Genomic DNA, 16,612 nt, shown 5'->3' with positions numbered 1-16,612 from the left:
GGTCTCGTGCGTTGTCGCTCCGTTGCGAGCGGGCGGCGCTTCGACGAGCTCAGCGACCGCCGCGGTTCAGACCGTCGAGCGCCAGTCGTCCTCGACGACCTCGACCGGCACGGTGATGGTGCCCGTCGGCGGGTCGATGATCGTGGCCTCGTCGCGGCGGTGGCGCAGCACGTTGTCGACATAGCTCGACACGGCCTCGGCGAGCGGCACGTCGCGGGCCTCGTTCTGCGACATGTACCAGCGGTGGTCGAGCAGCTGGTGGAAGACCTCCGCGGGCTCGAGCCGTCCCTTGAGCTCCTTCGGGATGGCGCGGATGACCGGCTCGAAGACGCGGGCTGCCCACTCGTGGGCGATCGCCTCCTCGTCGAGGTTCTTCTTTCCGAACGCGGCGCTGTACGAGTCGAGATCGTTGAGCAGGCGGCGCGCCTGGTTCTCCTGGGCGTCGAGCCCGGTCAGACGCAGCAGGCGACGCGAGTGGTGGCCGGCGTCGACGACCTTGGGCTGGATGCGCACCTTCGTTCCCGTGTCGTCCGTCTTGATAGCGAGCTCTTCGATGTCGAACCCGAGGTCGTTGAGACGCTGCACGCGCTCGTTGATCCTCCAGCGCTCCGAGGAGTCGAACTGCTCGGAGCCGGTGAGCTCCTTCCACAGCGTGCGGTACTGGGCGACGATTCCCTCGCTGATCGCGATCGGGTCGACCTCCTCGGCCATCTTGCCGCCTGCCTGCAGGTCGAAGAGCTCGCCTGCGATGTTCACGCGGGCGATCTCGAGGTCGTTCTCGCGCTGCCCGTTGGAGAGGCCGTCGTAGAGCTGGCCGGTCTCGGCGTCGACGAGGTAGGCGGCGAAGGCGCCGGCGTCGCGGCGGAAGAGGGTGTTCGACAGCGACACATCGCCCCAGAAGAAGCCGACCACGTGCAGCCGCACGAGAAGCACGGCGAGCGCGTCGACCAGGCGTGTGGCGGTGTCTGGACGCAGCGTCTGCGAGAACAGCGCGCGGTACGGCAGCGAGAACTTGAGGTGGCGGGTGACGAGCGCCGATTCGAGCGGCTCGTCGCGGCCGGTGGTGCGGTTGGTGATGACACCGACGGGGTCGACGCACGGGATGTCGAGACGCTGCAGGGTGCGCAGCATGTCGTACTCCTTGCGGGCCAGCTCGGCCGAGGTCTCCTTGATGGCGACGACGTACCCGCTGAGGTGCACGAACCGCACGAGGTGCCGCGAGATGCCCTTGGGCAGTGCCGCGATGTTCTCGTCGGGCCAGACCTCCAGGGGGAGATTCCACGGCAGGTCGAGCAGGCCGGGATCGACCGTTGCCGCCGTGATGTTCAATGAGCCGCTCATGATTTTCCTACCTTGGCCTTAACGCGGTCGAGCTTGCCGAAATCTGCCGACGTTCGTCAGTGGATCTCGACAAGCTCGAACCGCGAATGGGTGAGACTAGCTTGCTACGACGGCCTTCTTGCTGAGGCGCAGGCCGGACTCGGTGTTGAACACGTGCACGTGGTTGGGCTCCGGGAGAACGAAGACCTTGTCGCCGGCGTTCGGGTGCGAACGGCCGTCGACGCGAGCCACGATGTCGACGCGGTTGCCGTCGATCTCGGTGTGGCCGTAGAGGTAGCCGTCGGCGCCGAGCTCCTCGACGAGGTCGACATCGACGGGGAGGCCCTCGCCGGTCGGCGAGACACGGATGTCCTCGGGGCGAATACCGATCGTGACCTTCTTGGCGGTAGCCTCACCGAGGGTGTCGCGGTCGACAGCGGCGATGGCGGTACCGAACTTGAGTCCACCGTCGACGACGTCTGCGTCGAAGAGGTTCATGGCGGGCGAGCCGATGAAGCCTGCGACGAACACGTTCTGCGGCTGCTCGTACAGGTCGCGGGGGGTTCCGACCTGCTGGAGCACGCCGTCCTTGAGAACCGCGATGCGGTCGCCCATGGTGAGCGCCTCGGTCTGGTCGTGGGTCACGTAGACCGTGGTGACGCCGAGGCGACGCTGCAGCGACGCGATCTGCGTACGGGTCTGCACGCGCAGCTTGGCGTCGAGGTTCGACAGCGGCTCGTCCATGAGGAACACCTGCGGCTGGCGCACGATCGCGCGGCCCATGGCGACGCGCTGACGCTGTCCACCGGAGAGCGCCTTCGGCTTGCGGCCGAGATAGGGCTCGAGGTCGAGCAGCTTGGCTGCCTCGAGAACGCGAGTGGCGCGCTCGTCCTTGCCGATGCCGGCGATCTTGAGCGCGAAGCCCATGTTCTCGGCGACGGTCATGTGGGGGTACAGCGCGTAGTTCTGGAAGACCATGGCGATGTCGCGGTCCTTCGGCGGAACGTCGGTGACGTTGCGGTCGCCGATGAGGATGTTGCCGTCGTTGACCTCTTCGAGGCCGGCGAGCATGCGGAGGGAGGTGGACTTTCCACAACCGGAGGGCCCGACGAGTACGAGGAATTCGCCGTCTGCGACCGAGAGGTCGAGGGCGTCGACTGCGGGGCGGGTGGAACCCGGGTAGAGGCGGGTTGCCTTGTCGAAAGTGACTGATGCCATGACTATTAATGCTCCTTCACCGGCAGGTACGTGCCGGACGATCCGAGTGAATGGACAGCGACTAGAGGTCGCCACAGTCATTATGGCACTAACGTGCGTACAGCGGTCGTTTGGGCGATTCCCAGAATGCGCTCCTAAGATCGAAAAGCCCCGTAGCCTTCTGGATGCATCGGGGCCCAACTCTTCTCACAAAACATCTTGTCCTTCTGCGAGGTTTCATGACGTACGGCACATCTGGCGGCGACCGCCAGAGTAAGAACGAGCGACGCGAGGCCGCGCGCGAAAAAGCCAAGCAGCTGCGCGAATCACAGCGCAAGAAGGACCGCCGCAGCAAGGTGGTTCTGCAGGGCAGCGTCATCATCGCCTCGCTCGCCATCCTCGCAGTGGTCGCACTGGTCATCGTGAACTCCGTCAAGACCCCCGGACCCGGACCGCGCAACATGCTCAGCGACGGCATCCTCATCGGCCAGGACTTCACCGCCACCCCGACGGCCGGCCTCAAGGCGGGTGCCGACCCGGTGCCGAACGAGCGCGACGAAGAGTCCGGCGTCATCAGCATCCAGATGTACGTCGACTACTTCTGCCCCGTCTGCGGCGACTTCGAGAAGGCCAACGAAGACCAGCTCACCACCTGGATCGAGAGCGGCGCCGCGACCGTGGAGATCTTCCCGATGGCGATCCTCGACCGTCTCTCGCAGGGAACCAAGTACGCCACCCGTGCCGCGAACGCCGCCGCGTGCGTCGCCGACACGTCGCCCGACCAGTACTACGACTTCCACAACATCCTCTTCGCCAACCAGCCGAAGGAGGGCTCGGCCGGACTCACCGACGATGAGCTCATCGCGCTGACCGCCGAGGCGAAGGTGTCGAGCCCCCGGATCGTCGCCGACTGCATCGAGGACCAGAAGTTCAAGAAGTGGGTCGAGGACGCACGGTCGCGCGCGCAGACCGGCCCGATCGCCAACAGCAACGTGGAGAAGATCGCCGGTACGCCGACCGTCATCGTCAACGGACTGAAGTACACCGGCGCGCTCGACGACGCCAAGGCGTTCTCGTCGTTCGTCATCCAGGCCGAGAACACGAACTTCAACGAGAAGTCGACCTCGACACCCACGCCGACTCCCGTCCCGGCTCAGTAGGCCTGTGCGGAGCGCGCGGCCGGCGGGTCGCACGCATCCGTCACCGAGGCCGTAGCGTAGGGACATGCGCGAAGAGCAAACCCGGATCATCAGCGAACTGTCCGTCTCCCCCCGGATCGACGCGGGGGAGGAGATCGAACGCCGAATCGCGTTCCTCTGCGACTACCTGCGCGAGACGGGCGCCCGTGGTCTGGTGCTCGGCATCAGCGGCGGCCAGGACTCGTCGCTCGCCGGCAGGCTGAGCCAGCTCGCGGTCGAGCGCCTCGCAGGCGAGGGCCTCACCGTGGAGTTCGTCGCCGTGCGCCTGCCGTACGCCGTGCAGGCCGATGAAGACGACGCGCAGCTCGCGGTCCGGTTCATCCGCCCCACCCGCGTGATCACGTTCGACATCCGACGCGGCGTCGACGGCGTCGCGGCCGAGTACGCCGACGCTGTCGGCACCCGTATCTCCGACTTCACCAAGGGCAACACCAAGGCGCGGATGCGCATGGTCGCGCAGTACGCGATCGCCGGCGACCACGGGCTGCTGGTCGTGGGCACCGACCATGCCGCCGAGGCGGTGACGGGTTTCTTCACGAAGTTCGGCGACGGCGGGGCCGACGTTCTCCCGCTCTCCGGGCTGACCAAGCGGCAGGGCCGCGCCATGCTGCAGGCGCTCGACGCCCCAGAGCGGCTGTACCTGAAGCAGCCGACGGCCGACCTCCTCGACGACAACCCGGGTCAGACCGACGAGAACAACCTCGGGATCGCCTACTCCGACATCGACGACTTCCTCGAGGGCAAGGAGGTGCACGCCGATGTGGCGTCGACGCTGACCGCGCGGTACGCGTCGACGGAGCACAAGCGCCGCCCGCCGGTCGGCCCCACCGACACCTGGTGGCGCTGACCGGCGCCCACGAAACTAGTTGACATATCTCAACCATGTCGTATAGTTGACTTAGATCAACTGATTGTGGCCCTCATCGCTGAGCATTCGCGTGGGGGCCATCGTCATGAATGGGGAAGACATGTCACAGACCACAACCGCGCCCGCGATGACCCATCGCCAGGTGCTCGAATCGCTCTCCGGGCTGCTCATGGGCCTGTTCGTCGCGGTGCTCGCCTCGACCGTCGTCTCGACGTCGCTGCCGAAGATCATCTCCGACCTGGAGGGCGACCAGACCGCCTACACCTGGGTCGTGGTCTCCACGCTGCTCGCCACCACCGTGAGCACGCCCATCTGGGGCAAGTTCGCCGACCTGTTCAACCGCAAGATGCTGGTGCAGGTGTCGCTCGTCATCTTCGTCGTCGGCTCGGCTCTCGCCGGCCTCTCGGAGAACACCGACACGCTCATAGTGTTCCGCGTCATCCAGGGGCTCGGCGCCGGCGGGCTGCTCTCGCTCGTGCAGGTGATCATCTCCGACATCATCAGCCCGCGTGAGCGCGGACGCTACGTCGGACTGCTCGGCGCGGTCATCGCGGTCGGCACAGCGGGCGGCCCGCTGCTCGGCGGCGTCATCACCGACTCGATCGGGTGGCGCTGGAACTTCTACGTCGCGGTGCCGTTCGCCATCGTGGGCCTCATCCTGATCCAGCGCACCCTGCGCCTGCCCAAGCGGCCGGCGCGCGTCGTGTCGATCGACTACGCGGGCGCGCTGCTCATCGCCGCCGGGGTGTCGCTGCTGCTCATCTGGGTGTCGCTCGCGGGCAACCAATTCGAGTGGAACTCCCTGATCTCGTGGGGCATGGCGGTCGGCTCCGTGCTGCTGCTCGTCGCCGCCGTGATCGTCGAGCTCAACGTCAAGGAGCCCATCCTGCCGATGGCGCTGTTCAAGGACCGCACCTTCACCCTCGTGGTCGTCGCGAGCCTCACGGTGGGCGTCGCCCTGTTCAGCTCGTCGGTCTTCCTCAGCCAGTACTGGCAGCTCAGCCGTGGCGCCAACCCCACCCAGTCGGGACTGCTCAGCCTCCCGCAGGTGATCGGCTCCCTCGTGGCATCCACTCTCATCGGCGTCGTCATCAGCCGCACCGGCAAGTGGAAGCGCTGGATGGTGCTCGGGGCGAGCCTGCTCACCGTGGGACTCGCGATGATGTCGACCATCCGTCTCGACACCGACATCGTCTACGTGTCGATTTACCTCGCCCTGATGGGCCTGGGGCTCGGCATGGTCATGCAGAACCTCGTGCTCGTCGTGCAGAACTCGGTCGACGTGCGTCAGCTCGGTGCGGCCAGCTCCGCGGTCGCGTTCTTCCGCAGCCTCGGCGGCACGCTCGGCGTCTCGGTGCTCGGCGCCGTGCTCGCCTCGCGCGTCTCGACCATCGTGGGCGAGGGCATCGGCGCGATCGACGCACCAGCGAGCGAGCTCAAGGCCCTCGCGACGGGTACCATTCCGAACGTGAACGAACTGTCGAAACCCGTGCGCGAACTCGTCGAGGGCGCCTACGGGCAGGGCATCGGCGAGATCTTCCTCATCGCGGCGCCGCTCGCGTTCATGACCCTGCTCGCGATCATCTTCCTGCCCAAGGCCGAGCTCGGCACCAAGACCGGCATCGAGCAGCTCGCCGAGACCGAGGCGGAGATCGAGCTGAACGTCGCCGGCGGCGAGGCGATCGTGCCCACGACCCTCACCCGCCCGGTGCCTGTGGTCACCCGGGACGAGGACGCCGGTCCCCGTGCCTGACTCCCCGGAGTCGGCGGAGGCCCGCGACGCCCACGCCCTCGAGATCGAGCAGGGCGTCGCCGTGCTCTACCGCGCGAGCAAGGCGCGCGTGAAGCGCCTCGTCGAGCACCTCGACCCCGACATGCAGACCGCCGGCTACCTTGTGCTGCGCTACGTGATGGCGAACGAGCCGATCCGCGCGGGCGACATCGCGACCGCGCTCTCGATGGACAAGAGCGCGGTCAGCCGCCAGCTCACGACGCTGCGCGACAGCGGGCTCATCGAGGCCCGGCCCGACCCGGAAGACGGGCGCGCGAGCCTCGTCGTCGCGAGCGACAAGGCGAACGAGCGGCTCGACGAGTTTCGCACCGAGCTGAAGAGTGACTACGAGCGCATCCTGGCCTCGTGGGACGCGGCCGACATCGAGGCCTTCGCCCGGCTGCTCAAGAAGTTCAACGAGTCGCGCTAGTCCGCCCACGCGCCGGGGCTCAGGCGCCGAACACACCCGCCACCCGGTCCCACCAGAGGCGCGAGGCGGCGCGGTTGGTCTCCGCGATCGCCAGCCCCCGGTCGCGGATCTCGTCGCGGGAGCTCCAGACCGCGGATGCCACGGCCGGCGCCCCGCCGGCCACCAGCTGCGCGGCGCTCACCAGGCCGTGCTGGCCGAAGTTGCCCAGTGCGCCGGTGAGCTTCGTCGTCGTGTAGTCGTCGACGGATATGCCGACGGTGGGCACGCCGCCCGACACCGCGAACACGGCGGGGTGGTAGCGGCTCGACACCACGAGAGCCGCACCCCGGGCGAGCTGCGCGGCGGCGACCGAGTCGCCCTCGTCGATGGTCGCAACCCGCGGCGACCCGCCGTCGGCGGCCGTGTCGCGTGCCGACGACATCCGCGCCCTGACGGCGTCGTGCATCACCGTGTCGCCGCGCGACTTGGCGGGGTCGAGCGAGGCGAAGTGCGCGTAGAAGCGCACGTCGAGGCCGGTGGTGGCGACCACGTGGTCGAGCAGGTCGGCGACCGCCTGCTGAAACTCCTCGCGGTTCTCGCTGCCGACATGGGTCGAGAGCGAGACGAGGCAGTACGGCGCGACCGCGGTGGTCGGCGCCGGCGTCTGCTCGCTGAGGAAGCTCGCGTCGTCGACGGTCTGGGTGAGCAGCGCCGCCGGCACTCCGAGTTCGAGGGACAGGGCGTGCGACGGCTTCTCGCGCAGCCCGACGAGCCGGGCCGACGACAGCAGGGCGGTGACGAGCGCGCGGTCGGGGTCGTCGAGGTGCGGGCCGATGGTCTGCCCCGAGACGACGAGCGGCTTGCCGAGCAGGCGGGCGACCTCGCCGATGGTGCCGCGCTCGAAGATGTGCGACGGCCACGTCGACGCCATGTTGCCGCCGCCGGAGACGGCGACGCCGTCGCTCGTGCGGATCGCCTCGATCACGGCGATGGCCGAGTCGTCGGCGGCGAGCAGCCCGGTCTGGCCCGCGGCGGTGCGCACGACGCGATCCATGCGGTCCTGCTGTTCGGCGCGAGTCGTCTGGGTGCGGAACCCGATGCCCGCCACGGCGTCGATGCCGTAGCGCTCACGGGTCTCCGCGGGGTTGGACGAGATCCCGGTGATGTGTTCGACGCCGCGCTTGCGCAGCTGGAAGACCATCTCGTCGAACATGGCCTCGTCGCCGACGTGGACCATGTCGTCGATAACTCCGACGTCGCCGATAACTACGATTCGCAACTGTTTCACTCCGGGGCGCTGGGTGCATCCCGCACGCCGCGGGCCGTCTTTACGTTAGTCGACGACGGAGGTCACGCTCGTCGCCCATGGGAGGGAGCTCACCCGGCGTGGGTGGTGTCCGAGGTGCCGCCAGCGGTGTCTGCTGGTGCCGGAAAGGCGGGTGGACCTGTGGCGCGCATGACTAGCACAGAGCTCGAGCGGCGGATCGCCGAACTCGAGGCGGAGAACGAGGCGTTGCGGTCGGGTGCGGTCGTCGAGCCGCCGGACGATCCGGCCCCGGTCGCCTATCGTGCGAAGCGCTCGTGGGCATGGACCCTGCTCGCGACGGTCCTCATCACCCTCGGCGCCCTGCTCGCCCCCGTCGCGGTGATCGCCACCTGGGTGAAGGCCGACCTCACCGACACCGACAGGTTCGTGGCGAGCTTCGCCCCGCTCGCCGACGACCCCGCCGTGCAGGCGTACGTCGCCGATCAGACCGTCGCTGTGATCAACGAGAACATCGATGTCGCGCAGCTCACCTCCGACGTCTTCGACGGCGTCATCGCGCTCGGCGTCCCGCCGCGGGCCGCGACCGCGCTCGAGACGCTCAAAGGCCCGGCGGCATCCGGCCTGCAGTCGCTCATCGAGTCGCAGGTCGAGGCGTTCGTGGCTTCTGACGCATTCGCCGACGTCTGGGCGACGGCGCTTCGGGTGTCGCACACCCAGCTCGTCGCCACCATGCAGAACGACCCCGACGCCGCGATCTCCGTCGGCGCGAACGGCGAGGTCGGCGTGCAGCTCGGCCCGATCGTCGAGGCGGCCAAGAAGGCACTGCTCGACCGCGGCATCGAGTTCGCGAACCGGATCCCGACCGTCGACCGCACCATCGTCGTGGCGCAGTCCGACGCTATCCCGGCCGCGCAGGTCGGCTACGGCGTCGCGGTGGGCGCCGGCATCTGGCTGCCCTGGGTGGCCATCGGTCTGCTCGTGCTCGGCGTGCTCGTCGCCCGTCGCCGCGCCGTCGCGCTGATCGCCGCGGCCGTGGCCCTCGCCCTGTCGATGGCGGTTCTCGCGGTGCTGCTCGCCGTGGGACAGGCCGTCTTCGCGACAGCCGCCGGTTCGTCGGGGGTGCCGGTCAACGTGTCCGACGTGCTGTTCCAGACGGTCGTCGACGGCATGCGCGGAACGGCTGTCGCCGTGCTCACGCTCGCCATCGTCGTGGCCGTCGTCGGCTGGTTCGCCGGACCGTTCGAGACGCCGAGGAGGCTGCGCGGCGTCGCCCGGTCCGCTGCCGCGGAGGTGCGCGGATTCGCTGAGGAACGCCGGGTCACGACCGGCCGCGTGGGGGAGTGGATCTACCGCCAACGCGTGCTGGTGCGTTCGGCGATCGCCGTGATCGCCTCGCTCGTCGTGCTGTTCGTGCGACCCCTGTCGCCCTCGCTCGTGCTCTGGACGCTGTTCGTCGCCCTCCTCGCGATCGCCGTCGTCGAGCTCGTGCAGCGCCCGCCAGCGGCGGTCGAACCTGACGCCGTGGTCGAGCCGGACACCGCTATTGTCTGAGGTATGAAAAGCATCACCCTCGCGAGCGGCACGCTCGTCACCGGCGACGCCGTCGCCGCGTCGCTGCTCGACTACGTCTCGAGCGCCTCCCCGTCGTCGCACAGCATCAGCGTGGATATCCCCGTGCTCGAGGCCGACGGGACGGTCGGCACCCACACCATCACGCTGAGTGCCGCGGCTCAGATCGATGTGGCGGACGCGTACCCCGACACCGACGAAGGTGCGCGTTTTCCCGCACCGGAACTGCCGGTAGCAGACGACGTGATGGTCGCGGTCGTTCCCACCGAAGGCTCCGACGAAGCCGGAGACGACTTCAACGCCGCGAGCGCCGAAATTGACAGGGTGCTCGACGAGAGCGATGATTCCTGACATGGAGTGAGCCGGCCGGCGCTTGCTCGCCTCTGACCGCAACACCACCCCGTGAGGACCACCGTGGGCAAATTCATCTATGGCACCCCGTCTATCACCGTCGAGTTCGATGACAGGGTGCTCGCTCACCTGCAGGTCGTCATCCTCGCCAAACTGCGTCGCGGCGAGAGCTTCACCTTCTCCTGGGACTACTCGTCGACGCACGGCGGCGGCCACAGCTCGGTATGGCTGCACCCGGCGATCCCGGTGCAGTTCGACTTCGAGGTGAAGAAGGACCCGGCGCTCAACCGCGCATGGCTCGAAGAGCTCGTGCAGCTCGCGAACACCCCGGCCGGCCTCAAGATCGTGGCCGAGCCCGCCGGTCCCCCCGCGGCACCCGCAGTACCCGCCTGATACGGCCGGCATCGCTTCGTCGGTTACGCCATGAGTCGGCGGGAGCGATGGCAGACAACGCCGGTTACTAGTGTCGGTTGACATGACACGCTCCCGCTTCGACGACATCACTCGTGATGAGCTCAGTCGGGCGAGCAGCCGTAAGTGGAGCCTGTATCCCGACACCATCGGCGCCTGGGTGGCCGAGATGGACTTCGGCACGTCGCCGGCGGTGACCCGCGCGCTGCACCATGCGATCGAGACGGGCGACCTCGGCTACCTCGCCCCGGCGACCACCGCGCGCATGGCCCGCGCGACGTCCGCGTGGCTAGCCGCGGACTGTTCGTGGGACATCCCGCCGGAGAATATCCACCCCGTCTCCGACGTGATGTCCGCTCTGGATGTCGCGATCAGCAAGTTCTCTCCCGCTGGCACAGGGGTCATCATCCCGACGCCCGCGTACATGCCGTTTCTCAGCTTCGTCCCCACCCTCGGCCGCGAGGTGTTCGAGGTGCCCGGCGAGGTGGTCGACGGCCGCTGGCGCCACGACCTCGACGCGATCGACGCCGCCTTCCACGCCGGCGCCCGCACGCTCATCCTCTGCAATCCGCAGAACCCGACCGGAACGGCCATCGGACGCGACGAGCTCGAGGCCATCGCCGAGGTCGTCGACCGGCACAACGGCCGCGTCTTCGCCGACGAGATCCACTCCCCGCTGCGCTACGACGGCATCCCGCACGTGCCATACGCGTCGATCTCGACCGTCGCCGCCAACCACACGATCACCGCCACCTCGGCGTCGAAGGCGTGGAACCTGCCCGGGCTCAAGGCGGCGCAGCTCATCACGTCCAACCCCGCCGACGAGGAGCTCTACCAGATCTTCGGGTTCGCGGTGCTGCACGGGGCATCGACCCCCGGTGTCGTCGCCGCGACCGCCGCCTACAGCGACACCCGCGAGTGGCTCGACGAGGTCACCGACTACCTCGACGGCAACCGGTTCGCGCTGCGCGATCTGCTCGCCGAGCACCTCCCCGAGGTGCGATACACGGTGCCGGATGCCACGTACATCGGCTGGCTGGACTGCTCCGCCCTCGGGATCGACGGGTCGATCGCCGACTTCTTCCGCACCGAAGCGGGAGTCACCCTGACCGACGGCGCGCTGTGCGGCCGCGGCTACGAACGCTTCGTGCGCATCATCTTCGCGATGCCGCGCCCCATTCTCGAGCAGGCGATCATCAACATGGCCGACGCGGTGCGTCGGCTGAGGGAGACACAGTGACCGACCACGAGGTAGCCGAACCCGAATACGACTGGGAGGGCTACGCCTTCGACACCCGCCAGGTGCACGCCGGCGAGGTGGAGGACCGCACCAGCGGGGCCCGCATCTCGCCGATCGCGATGACCGCGGGCTACCGGTTCGACTCGTTCGACGACGCGCGCGGCCGGTTCTCGGGCGAGAACGACGGCCTCATCTACTCGCGCCAGCGCAACCCCTCCGGGTCGGTGGCAGAGAAGCGCATCGCCTCGCTCGAGGGTGGGACGGAGGCGATCGTCGTGGCCTCCGGACAGGCCGCCATCACCTCCGCGCTGCTCGCGCTCGCCCAGCAGGGCGACCGCATCGTGTCCACGGCGAGCATCTACAGCGGAACGCGCATCCTGTTCGGCCGCAGCTTCGCGCGGTTCGGCGTGAGCGTCGACTACGTCTGGGACGAGTTCGACGACGACGAGTGGGACCGCGCGATCACCCCGCAGACGAAGGCGATCTTCACCGAGACCATCCCGAATCCCAAGAACGACATCGTCGACATCGCCCGCGTCGCCCGGGTGGCCCGCCGCCACGGCATACCGCTGGTGGTAGACAACACCATCGCGTCGCCCTACCTGATCCGGCCGTTCGAGCACGGCGCCGACATCGTCGTGCACTCCTCGACCAAGTTCCTCAGCGGCCACGGCGCCGCCATCTCGGGAACCATCGTCGACGGCGGCACGTTCGACTGGGCATCCGCGAACCGCCCGTACCCGCTCATCACCGAGCCGGCCGCCGCCGGCCTCCCGTCGATCGCCGAGAGATTCGGCCCCGTCGCCTACGCCCGCGCCACCCGCGAGGCCGTCGTCAACGACATTGGTCCGGCGCTGTCGCCGTTCAACTCGTTCCTGCTGCACCAGGGCATCGAGACGCTCTCGCTGCGGATGGAACGGCACCTGGCCAGCTCGCTGACCATCGCGGAGTGGCTCATCGGACACCCCGGCGTGGAGTCGGTCGACTACGCGGGCCTGCCGGGCAACCCCCGCTTCGAGCTCGCCCAGAGCCTGTACGGCGGGCGCAGCGGTTCGGTGTTCTCGGTGACGGTGCGGGGCGGCGAGCGGGGCGCCGCGCGCTTCCTCGACCGGCTGCGCGTGATCAGCCGGATGACCAACATCGGCGACACCCGCTCGATGGCGCTGCACCCGGCGACCACGACACACACCTCGTTCAGCCAGGACCTGCGCGACCGGCTCGGCATCGCGCCGGGGCTGATCCGACTGTCGATCGGCATCGAAGACGTGAACGACCTCGTGGCCGACCTCGACCGGGCGCTCTCCGCGGGCTGACGCCATCCAGCGTCTTCCGGCGCCCGCGCGTAGAATCGTGGGGTGACAGACACGACCTCGCCGACCCTCACTGGCGCCTTCAGCGACGCGGAGCTGCGTGACATCCGCGCCGATTTCGCCATCCTCGGCACGGTCGTCAACGGGGCGCCGCTCGTCTACCTCGACTCCGGCGCGACGTCGCAGAAGCCCCGCCAGGTTCTCGACGCCGAGCGATACTTCTACGAGCACGACAACGCGGCCGTGCACCGCGGGGCGCACACGCTCGCGGCGCTCGCCACCGAGTCGTTCGAGGACGCGCGCGCCGTGGTCGCCCGTTTCGTCGGCGCGGCCGACGACGAGATCGTCTGGACCTCCAACGCCACGGAGGGCATCAACCTCGTCGCCTACGCGATCTCGAACGCCAGCCTCGGCCGCGGCGGCGACGACGCGCTGCGCATCGGGCCCGGCGACGAGATCGTCGTCACCGAGATGGAGCACCACGCCAACCTCATCCCGTGGCAGGAGCTGGCGGCGCGCACCGGTGCCACCCTGCGTTTCATCCCGATTCTCGACGACGGCTCGCTCGACCTCGACCGTCTCGACTCCATCGTCACCGAGCGCACCCGGGTGCTCGCCTTCACGCACGTCTCGAACGTGCTCGGAATCGTCAACCCCGTCGACGTGCTCGTCGCCCGCGCCCGCGCGGTAGGGGCGGTCACCGTTCTCGACGCCTGCCAGTCGGCGCCGCACCTGACGCTCGACCTGAAGGCCCTCGGCGTCGACTTCGCCGTCTTCTCCGGCCACAAGATGCTCGGCCCCACCGGCATCGGCGTGCTCTACGGCCGTAGCGAGCTGCTGAACGCCCTGCCCCCGTTCCTCACCGGCGGTTCGATGATCACCACCGTCACCATGGAGTCGGCGCAGTACCTGCCGGCACCGCAACGGTTCGAGGCAGGCACCCAGCGCGTGTCGCAGACGGTGGGACTCGCCGCCGCCGTGCGCTACCTCGAGACGGTCGGCATGCACCGCATCGCCGAGCACGAGGCCGCGCTGGGCGAACGCCTCGTCGCGGGCCTCGCCGCCCTGCCCGGGGTGACCGTGCTCGGTCAGGCGGCAGGCCTGCACCGTGTGGGGCTCGCGAGTTTCGACCTAGCCGGCGTGCACTCCCACGACGTCGGCCAGTTCCTCGACGACCGCGGCATCGCGGTGCGCGTCGGACACCACTGTGCCCAGCCCCTGCACCGGCGGTTCGGCGTCACCTCGACGACGCGGGCGAGCGCCTACCTCTACTCGACGGCCGACGAGATCGACCAGGTCGTCGACGGCGTGCGCGACGCCGCCACCTTCTTCGGAGTGACACGATGAGCTCGACGGAACTGCAGGCGCTCTACCAGGAGCTGATCCTCGACCACTCCCGCCACCCGCAGGGGTTCGGTCTGAAGGACGGCGCGGCCGCGCAGTCGCACCAGGTGAACCCGACCTGCGGCGACGAGGTCACCCTCCAGCTGCACGTCGAGCCGGGCACCGACACCGTCACGGCGGTGACCTGGGAGGGACACGGCTGCGCGATCTCGCAGTCGTCGGCCTCGCTGTTCACCGAGATGGCCGTCGGCCTTACGCTCCCCGACCTCCAGGGTCGCATCGACCTGTTCCGCACCGCGATGCGCTCGCGCGGCGCCATCGAGCCCGACGAGGAACTGCTCGGCGACGCCGCGGCCCTCGGCGGCGTCTCGAAGTACATCGCACGGGTCAAGTGCGCGATGCTCGCCTGGGTCGCTGCCGAGCACGCGATCGCGCAGGTCGACGCCGCCCGCTGACCCGAGCGGGTTCGCGCAGGGCGCATCCCCCAATCTGGCCGCACTCGCTCTGGGGGAGGCGTCGGTGTGCCCTGGGGCATACCCTCGAGGGGGTAGCGTGGCCACACCGGTCACGGCCTTCGAGCATTGTGAGCATCCCGTCGCCGACATCGAGTACCGCCAGTCAGAGATCATCAACTTCCGCGAGGCCGGTGCTGATTTCCGATGGATCGACGTCAAGGAGTTCGCGATGGAGCGCGGCCTGAAGGGCAAGGCCGCCGTCGCCGCCGTCATCGCCGATGCCTGGTACGACGACGACTACGCGAGCCCGTCCGGCACGCTGCCCGATCCCTCCCGGGGCATCCACGGCCCGTACAGGCTGTCGAGCATCGGCCTCGACTCGTTCGAGCGTGTGTCGGCCCGCGCCTGCCGCGAGGCCGTGCGGGAGTGGGCGGGGCTGCGAGGCGACCTCTCGCCCGTCTTCACCGCCAAGTACGAGGAGCTGCTGACCCGCCACCTCGCGAACGCCACCACCGTGTTCCGCCTCGGCAACCTCGGCCCGGATGCGGAGCACCAGTGGGGAGGGCACATCGGCCAGTTCGGGTTTCTCGAGTTCGTGATCGTCGCGCCGCGCGAGGGCCGGGCGTCCCTGCTCGTAGCCAGCGACGACTGACACCGACGTTGCTCACCCCGCTCGGGTGATGATGCCCGCACGGGGCGCCTCTAGTTTCGGCGGATGCAGGAGCCCCCGAAACCCCGAGCGGCCGACGCTGCTTCTGCGCCCGCCGCGCGCTGGAACTCCGGGGCATCCGTCCCCCTGATCCTGCTCGGCGTCACCTTCATCGTCTCCTACTCGATCCTCGTGCTCGTCGAGGATCTGCCGACGTGGGTCAGGGTGCTTCTCTGGTCGGAGATCGTCTTCACCTGGCTGGCCTTCGCGACCGACTACGTGCTGCGGCTGGTCTGGGCCGGGAAGGGCAATCGGGGTCGCTTCGTGGCGAAGCATCCGAACGACCTGCTCTCTGTGTTCTTTCCGCTGTTCCGCGCCTTCTGGGTGCTGCGGCTGATGCGGGGGATGGGTTTCTTCCGTGGTCGTTCGGGCGCCGCGGTCCGCGCACAGGTCGTGATCTACGCCCTCGTCTACACGACGACGTTTATGTACGTCATCGCGCTCGCGGCGCTGCAGGCAGAGCGGGATGCGCCGGGCGCGACGATCACGACATTCGGCGACGCGATCTGGTGGGCGTGCGTGACGGTGGCGACGGTCGGCTACGGCGACACCTACCCGGTGACGTCTCTCGGCCGGATCTACGCCGTGGTGCTGATGATCGGCGGGGTGGCCATCGTGGGTACGAGCTCGGCGACGGTCTTCTCGTACATCTCCGAGCGGGTGCGCTCGCACGGCGACGGAGCGGGCGGCGGGCGCGGTGCCGCCGACGCGGGCGGACCCGCCGACGCGGGCGACGGGCGACACTGATCCGCCAGCGCCGCCCGCCCGATACGCCCGCTCAGTACCTGTTGCCGAGCGCCTTGTTCTTCAGGGCGTCGAACTCCCCGGCCGAGATGACTCCGGCGTCCATCAGCTCCTTGGCCCGACTGATCTCGCTCGCCGGGTTGTCCATGGCGGGCGACGGCGCGTAGGTCTCGGACGGGGGCCGGTCGCTCTGCTGGATGTCCTCCAGGCGTTCGACCATCCCCCTGCCGCGTGCGATCACGTAGACCAGCACGGTGAGGAACGGCACGAAGATCAAGAAGATCAGCCACAGCGCCTTCGCCCAGCCGTTCAGTTTCCGGTCGCGGAAGATGTCGGCGAGCACGCCGATGATCGCGAACAGGTAGGCGACAAAGGCGAAGCCCCAGAAGAAGAACACGGCGATGTTCCAGAATGCGTCCCAAGCGCTGTTTACGGCGTCCATGGCGTC

General features: G+C 68.7%; 17 protein-coding genes. 13 read left to right on the top strand and 4 right to left on the bottom strand.

Features of this window, described 5'->3' with window-relative positions:
• Positions 1 to 66: 66 nt before the first annotated feature.
• Together ABIE21_RS10615 and ABIE21_RS10610 are read right to left on the bottom strand one after the other, a co-directional pair.
• Positions 67 to 1,341: a DUF4032 domain-containing protein gene (locus tag ABIE21_RS10615; protein ID WP_354024792.1), complete on the bottom strand. Its 1,275-nt coding sequence runs from the start codon at positions 1,339 to 1,341 to the stop codon at positions 67 to 69.
• Positions 1,342 to 1,437: 96 nt separating this feature from the next.
• Positions 1,438 to 2,538 (bottom strand): ABC transporter ATP-binding protein, encoded by a 1,101-nt coding sequence (locus ABIE21_RS10610; RefSeq protein ID WP_354024791.1) that lies wholly within the window; start codon positions 2,536 to 2,538, stop codon positions 1,438 to 1,440.
• A 218-nt stretch (positions 2,539 to 2,756) separates the two neighbouring features.
• Here ABIE21_RS10610 and ABIE21_RS10605 point away from each other — a divergent pair, with 218 nt between their 5' ends.
• The 4 genes from ABIE21_RS10605 to ABIE21_RS10590 all read left to right on the top strand — a co-directional run bounded on the left by ABIE21_RS10605 (position 2,757) and on the right by ABIE21_RS10590 (position 6,785).
• Positions 2,757 to 3,677: a DsbA family protein gene (locus ABIE21_RS10605; RefSeq protein WP_354024790.1), complete on the top strand. Its 921-nt coding sequence runs from the start codon at positions 2,757 to 2,759 to the stop codon at positions 3,675 to 3,677.
• A 64-nt stretch (positions 3,678 to 3,741) separates the two neighbouring features.
• A complete protein-coding gene (gene nadE, locus ABIE21_RS10600; RefSeq protein WP_354024789.1) occupies positions 3,742 to 4,563 on the top strand; it encodes an ammonia-dependent NAD(+) synthetase in 822 nt (273 codons plus the stop codon).
• Between the two features lie 121 nt (positions 4,564 to 4,684).
• Complete coding sequence (locus ABIE21_RS10595) at positions 4,685 to 6,337, top strand: MDR family MFS transporter (protein ID WP_354024788.1); 1,653 nt, start codon at positions 4,685 to 4,687, stop codon at positions 6,335 to 6,337.
• Positions 6,330 to 6,785: a MarR family winged helix-turn-helix transcriptional regulator gene (locus ABIE21_RS10590; RefSeq protein ID WP_354024787.1), complete on the top strand. Its 456-nt coding sequence runs from the start codon at positions 6,330 to 6,332 to the stop codon at positions 6,783 to 6,785. Before ABIE21_RS10595 ends, ABIE21_RS10590 begins: the two co-directional genes overlap by 8 nt.
• A gap of 19 nt (positions 6,786 to 6,804) precedes the next feature.
• Here ABIE21_RS10590 and ABIE21_RS10585 read toward each other — a convergent pair whose 3' ends face one another.
• Positions 6,805 to 8,043 (bottom strand): polysaccharide pyruvyl transferase family protein, encoded by a 1,239-nt coding sequence (locus ABIE21_RS10585; protein WP_354024786.1) that lies wholly within the window; start codon positions 8,041 to 8,043, stop codon positions 6,805 to 6,807.
• Between the two features lie 177 nt (positions 8,044 to 8,220).
• On the opposite strand from ABIE21_RS10585, the gene ABIE21_RS10580 reads away from it, so the two are divergent.
• The 9 genes from ABIE21_RS10580 (at position 8,221) to ABIE21_RS10540 (ending at position 16,167) form a co-directional block, all read left to right on the top strand.
• Complete coding sequence (locus ABIE21_RS10580; RefSeq protein ID WP_354024785.1) at positions 8,221 to 9,582, top strand: hypothetical protein; 1,362 nt, start codon at positions 8,221 to 8,223, stop codon at positions 9,580 to 9,582.
• A 3-nt stretch (positions 9,583 to 9,585) separates the two neighbouring features.
• Complete coding sequence (locus tag ABIE21_RS10575; RefSeq protein ID WP_354024784.1) at positions 9,586 to 9,951, top strand: hypothetical protein; 366 nt, start codon at positions 9,586 to 9,588, stop codon at positions 9,949 to 9,951.
• Between the two features lie 63 nt (positions 9,952 to 10,014).
• Positions 10,015 to 10,344, top strand: coding sequence for a DUF7882 family protein (locus tag ABIE21_RS10570; protein WP_354024783.1), 330 nt, complete (start codon positions 10,015 to 10,017; stop codon positions 10,342 to 10,344).
• Positions 10,345 to 10,426: 82 nt separating this feature from the next.
• Positions 10,427 to 11,602 (top strand): MalY/PatB family protein, encoded by a 1,176-nt coding sequence (locus tag ABIE21_RS10565; protein ID WP_354024782.1) that lies wholly within the window; start codon positions 10,427 to 10,429, stop codon positions 11,600 to 11,602.
• Positions 11,599 to 12,915: an O-acetylhomoserine aminocarboxypropyltransferase/cysteine synthase family protein gene (locus tag ABIE21_RS10560; protein WP_354024781.1), complete on the top strand. Its 1,317-nt coding sequence runs from the start codon at positions 11,599 to 11,601 to the stop codon at positions 12,913 to 12,915. Before ABIE21_RS10565 ends, ABIE21_RS10560 begins: the two co-directional genes overlap by 4 nt.
• A gap of 42 nt (positions 12,916 to 12,957) precedes the next feature.
• Positions 12,958 to 14,259 (top strand): cysteine desulfurase, encoded by a 1,302-nt coding sequence (locus ABIE21_RS10555; protein ID WP_354024780.1) that lies wholly within the window; start codon positions 12,958 to 12,960, stop codon positions 14,257 to 14,259.
• On the top strand, positions 14,256 to 14,711 hold the full coding sequence (sufU, locus tag ABIE21_RS10550; RefSeq protein ID WP_354024779.1) for a Fe-S cluster assembly sulfur transfer protein SufU: 456 nt from the start codon (positions 14,256 to 14,258) through the stop codon (positions 14,709 to 14,711). The genes ABIE21_RS10555 and sufU overlap by 4 nt, the downstream gene beginning before the upstream one ends.
• 97 nt (positions 14,712 to 14,808) lie before the next feature.
• On the top strand, positions 14,809 to 15,363 hold the full coding sequence (locus tag ABIE21_RS10545) for a hypothetical protein (protein ID WP_354024778.1): 555 nt from the start codon (positions 14,809 to 14,811) through the stop codon (positions 15,361 to 15,363).
• A 63-nt stretch (positions 15,364 to 15,426) separates the two neighbouring features.
• Positions 15,427 to 16,167, top strand: coding sequence for a potassium channel family protein (locus ABIE21_RS10540; RefSeq protein ID WP_354024777.1), 741 nt, complete (start codon positions 15,427 to 15,429; stop codon positions 16,165 to 16,167).
• A 31-nt stretch (positions 16,168 to 16,198) separates the two neighbouring features.
• Here the strand turns inward: ABIE21_RS10540 and ABIE21_RS10535 are convergent, their stop codons facing one another.
• Positions 16,199 to 16,606 (bottom strand): SHOCT domain-containing protein, encoded by a 408-nt coding sequence (locus ABIE21_RS10535; protein WP_354024776.1) that lies wholly within the window; start codon positions 16,604 to 16,606, stop codon positions 16,199 to 16,201.
• Positions 16,607 to 16,612 lie beyond the last annotated feature (6 nt).

This window comes from Conyzicola nivalis (genome assembly GCF_040548875.1).
GTDB lineage: Bacteria > Actinomycetota > Actinomycetes > Actinomycetales > Microbacteriaceae > Conyzicola > Conyzicola nivalis_A.
The sequence above is the reverse complement of the archived record's forward strand: the minus strand, read 5'-3'. Positions and strand labels throughout refer to the sequence as shown.

Bases quoted from the DNA above. Each gene is read 5' to 3' on its own strand.
- ABIE21_RS10580 (WP_354024785.1), top strand. From the start codon at position 8,221: ATGACTAGCACAGAGCTCGAGCGGCGGATCGCCGAACTCGAGGCGGAG.
- ABIE21_RS10540 (WP_354024777.1), top strand. From the start codon at position 15,427: ATGCAGGAGCCCCCGAAACCCCGAGCGGCCGACGCTGCTTCTGCGCCC.
- ABIE21_RS10565 (WP_354024782.1), top strand. From the start codon at position 10,427: ATGACACGCTCCCGCTTCGACGACATCACTCGTGATGAGCTCAGTCGG.
- ABIE21_RS10595 (WP_354024788.1), top strand. From the start codon at position 4,685: ATGTCACAGACCACAACCGCGCCCGCGATGACCCATCGCCAGGTGCTC.
- ABIE21_RS10615 (WP_354024792.1), bottom strand. From the start codon at position 1,341: ATGAGCGGCTCATTGAACATCACGGCGGCAACGGTCGATCCCGGCCTG.
- ABIE21_RS10610 (WP_354024791.1), bottom strand. From the start codon at position 2,538: ATGGCATCAGTCACTTTCGACAAGGCAACCCGCCTCTACCCGGGTTCC.
- ABIE21_RS10535 (WP_354024776.1), bottom strand. From the start codon at position 16,606: ATGGACGCCGTAAACAGCGCTTGGGACGCATTCTGGAACATCGCCGTG.
- nadE (WP_354024789.1), top strand. From the start codon at position 3,742: ATGCGCGAAGAGCAAACCCGGATCATCAGCGAACTGTCCGTCTCCCCC.
- ABIE21_RS10605 (WP_354024790.1), top strand. From the start codon at position 2,757: ATGACGTACGGCACATCTGGCGGCGACCGCCAGAGTAAGAACGAGCGA.
- sufU (WP_354024779.1), top strand. From the start codon at position 14,256: ATGAGCTCGACGGAACTGCAGGCGCTCTACCAGGAGCTGATCCTCGAC.
- ABIE21_RS10575 (WP_354024784.1), top strand. From the start codon at position 9,586: ATGAAAAGCATCACCCTCGCGAGCGGCACGCTCGTCACCGGCGACGCC.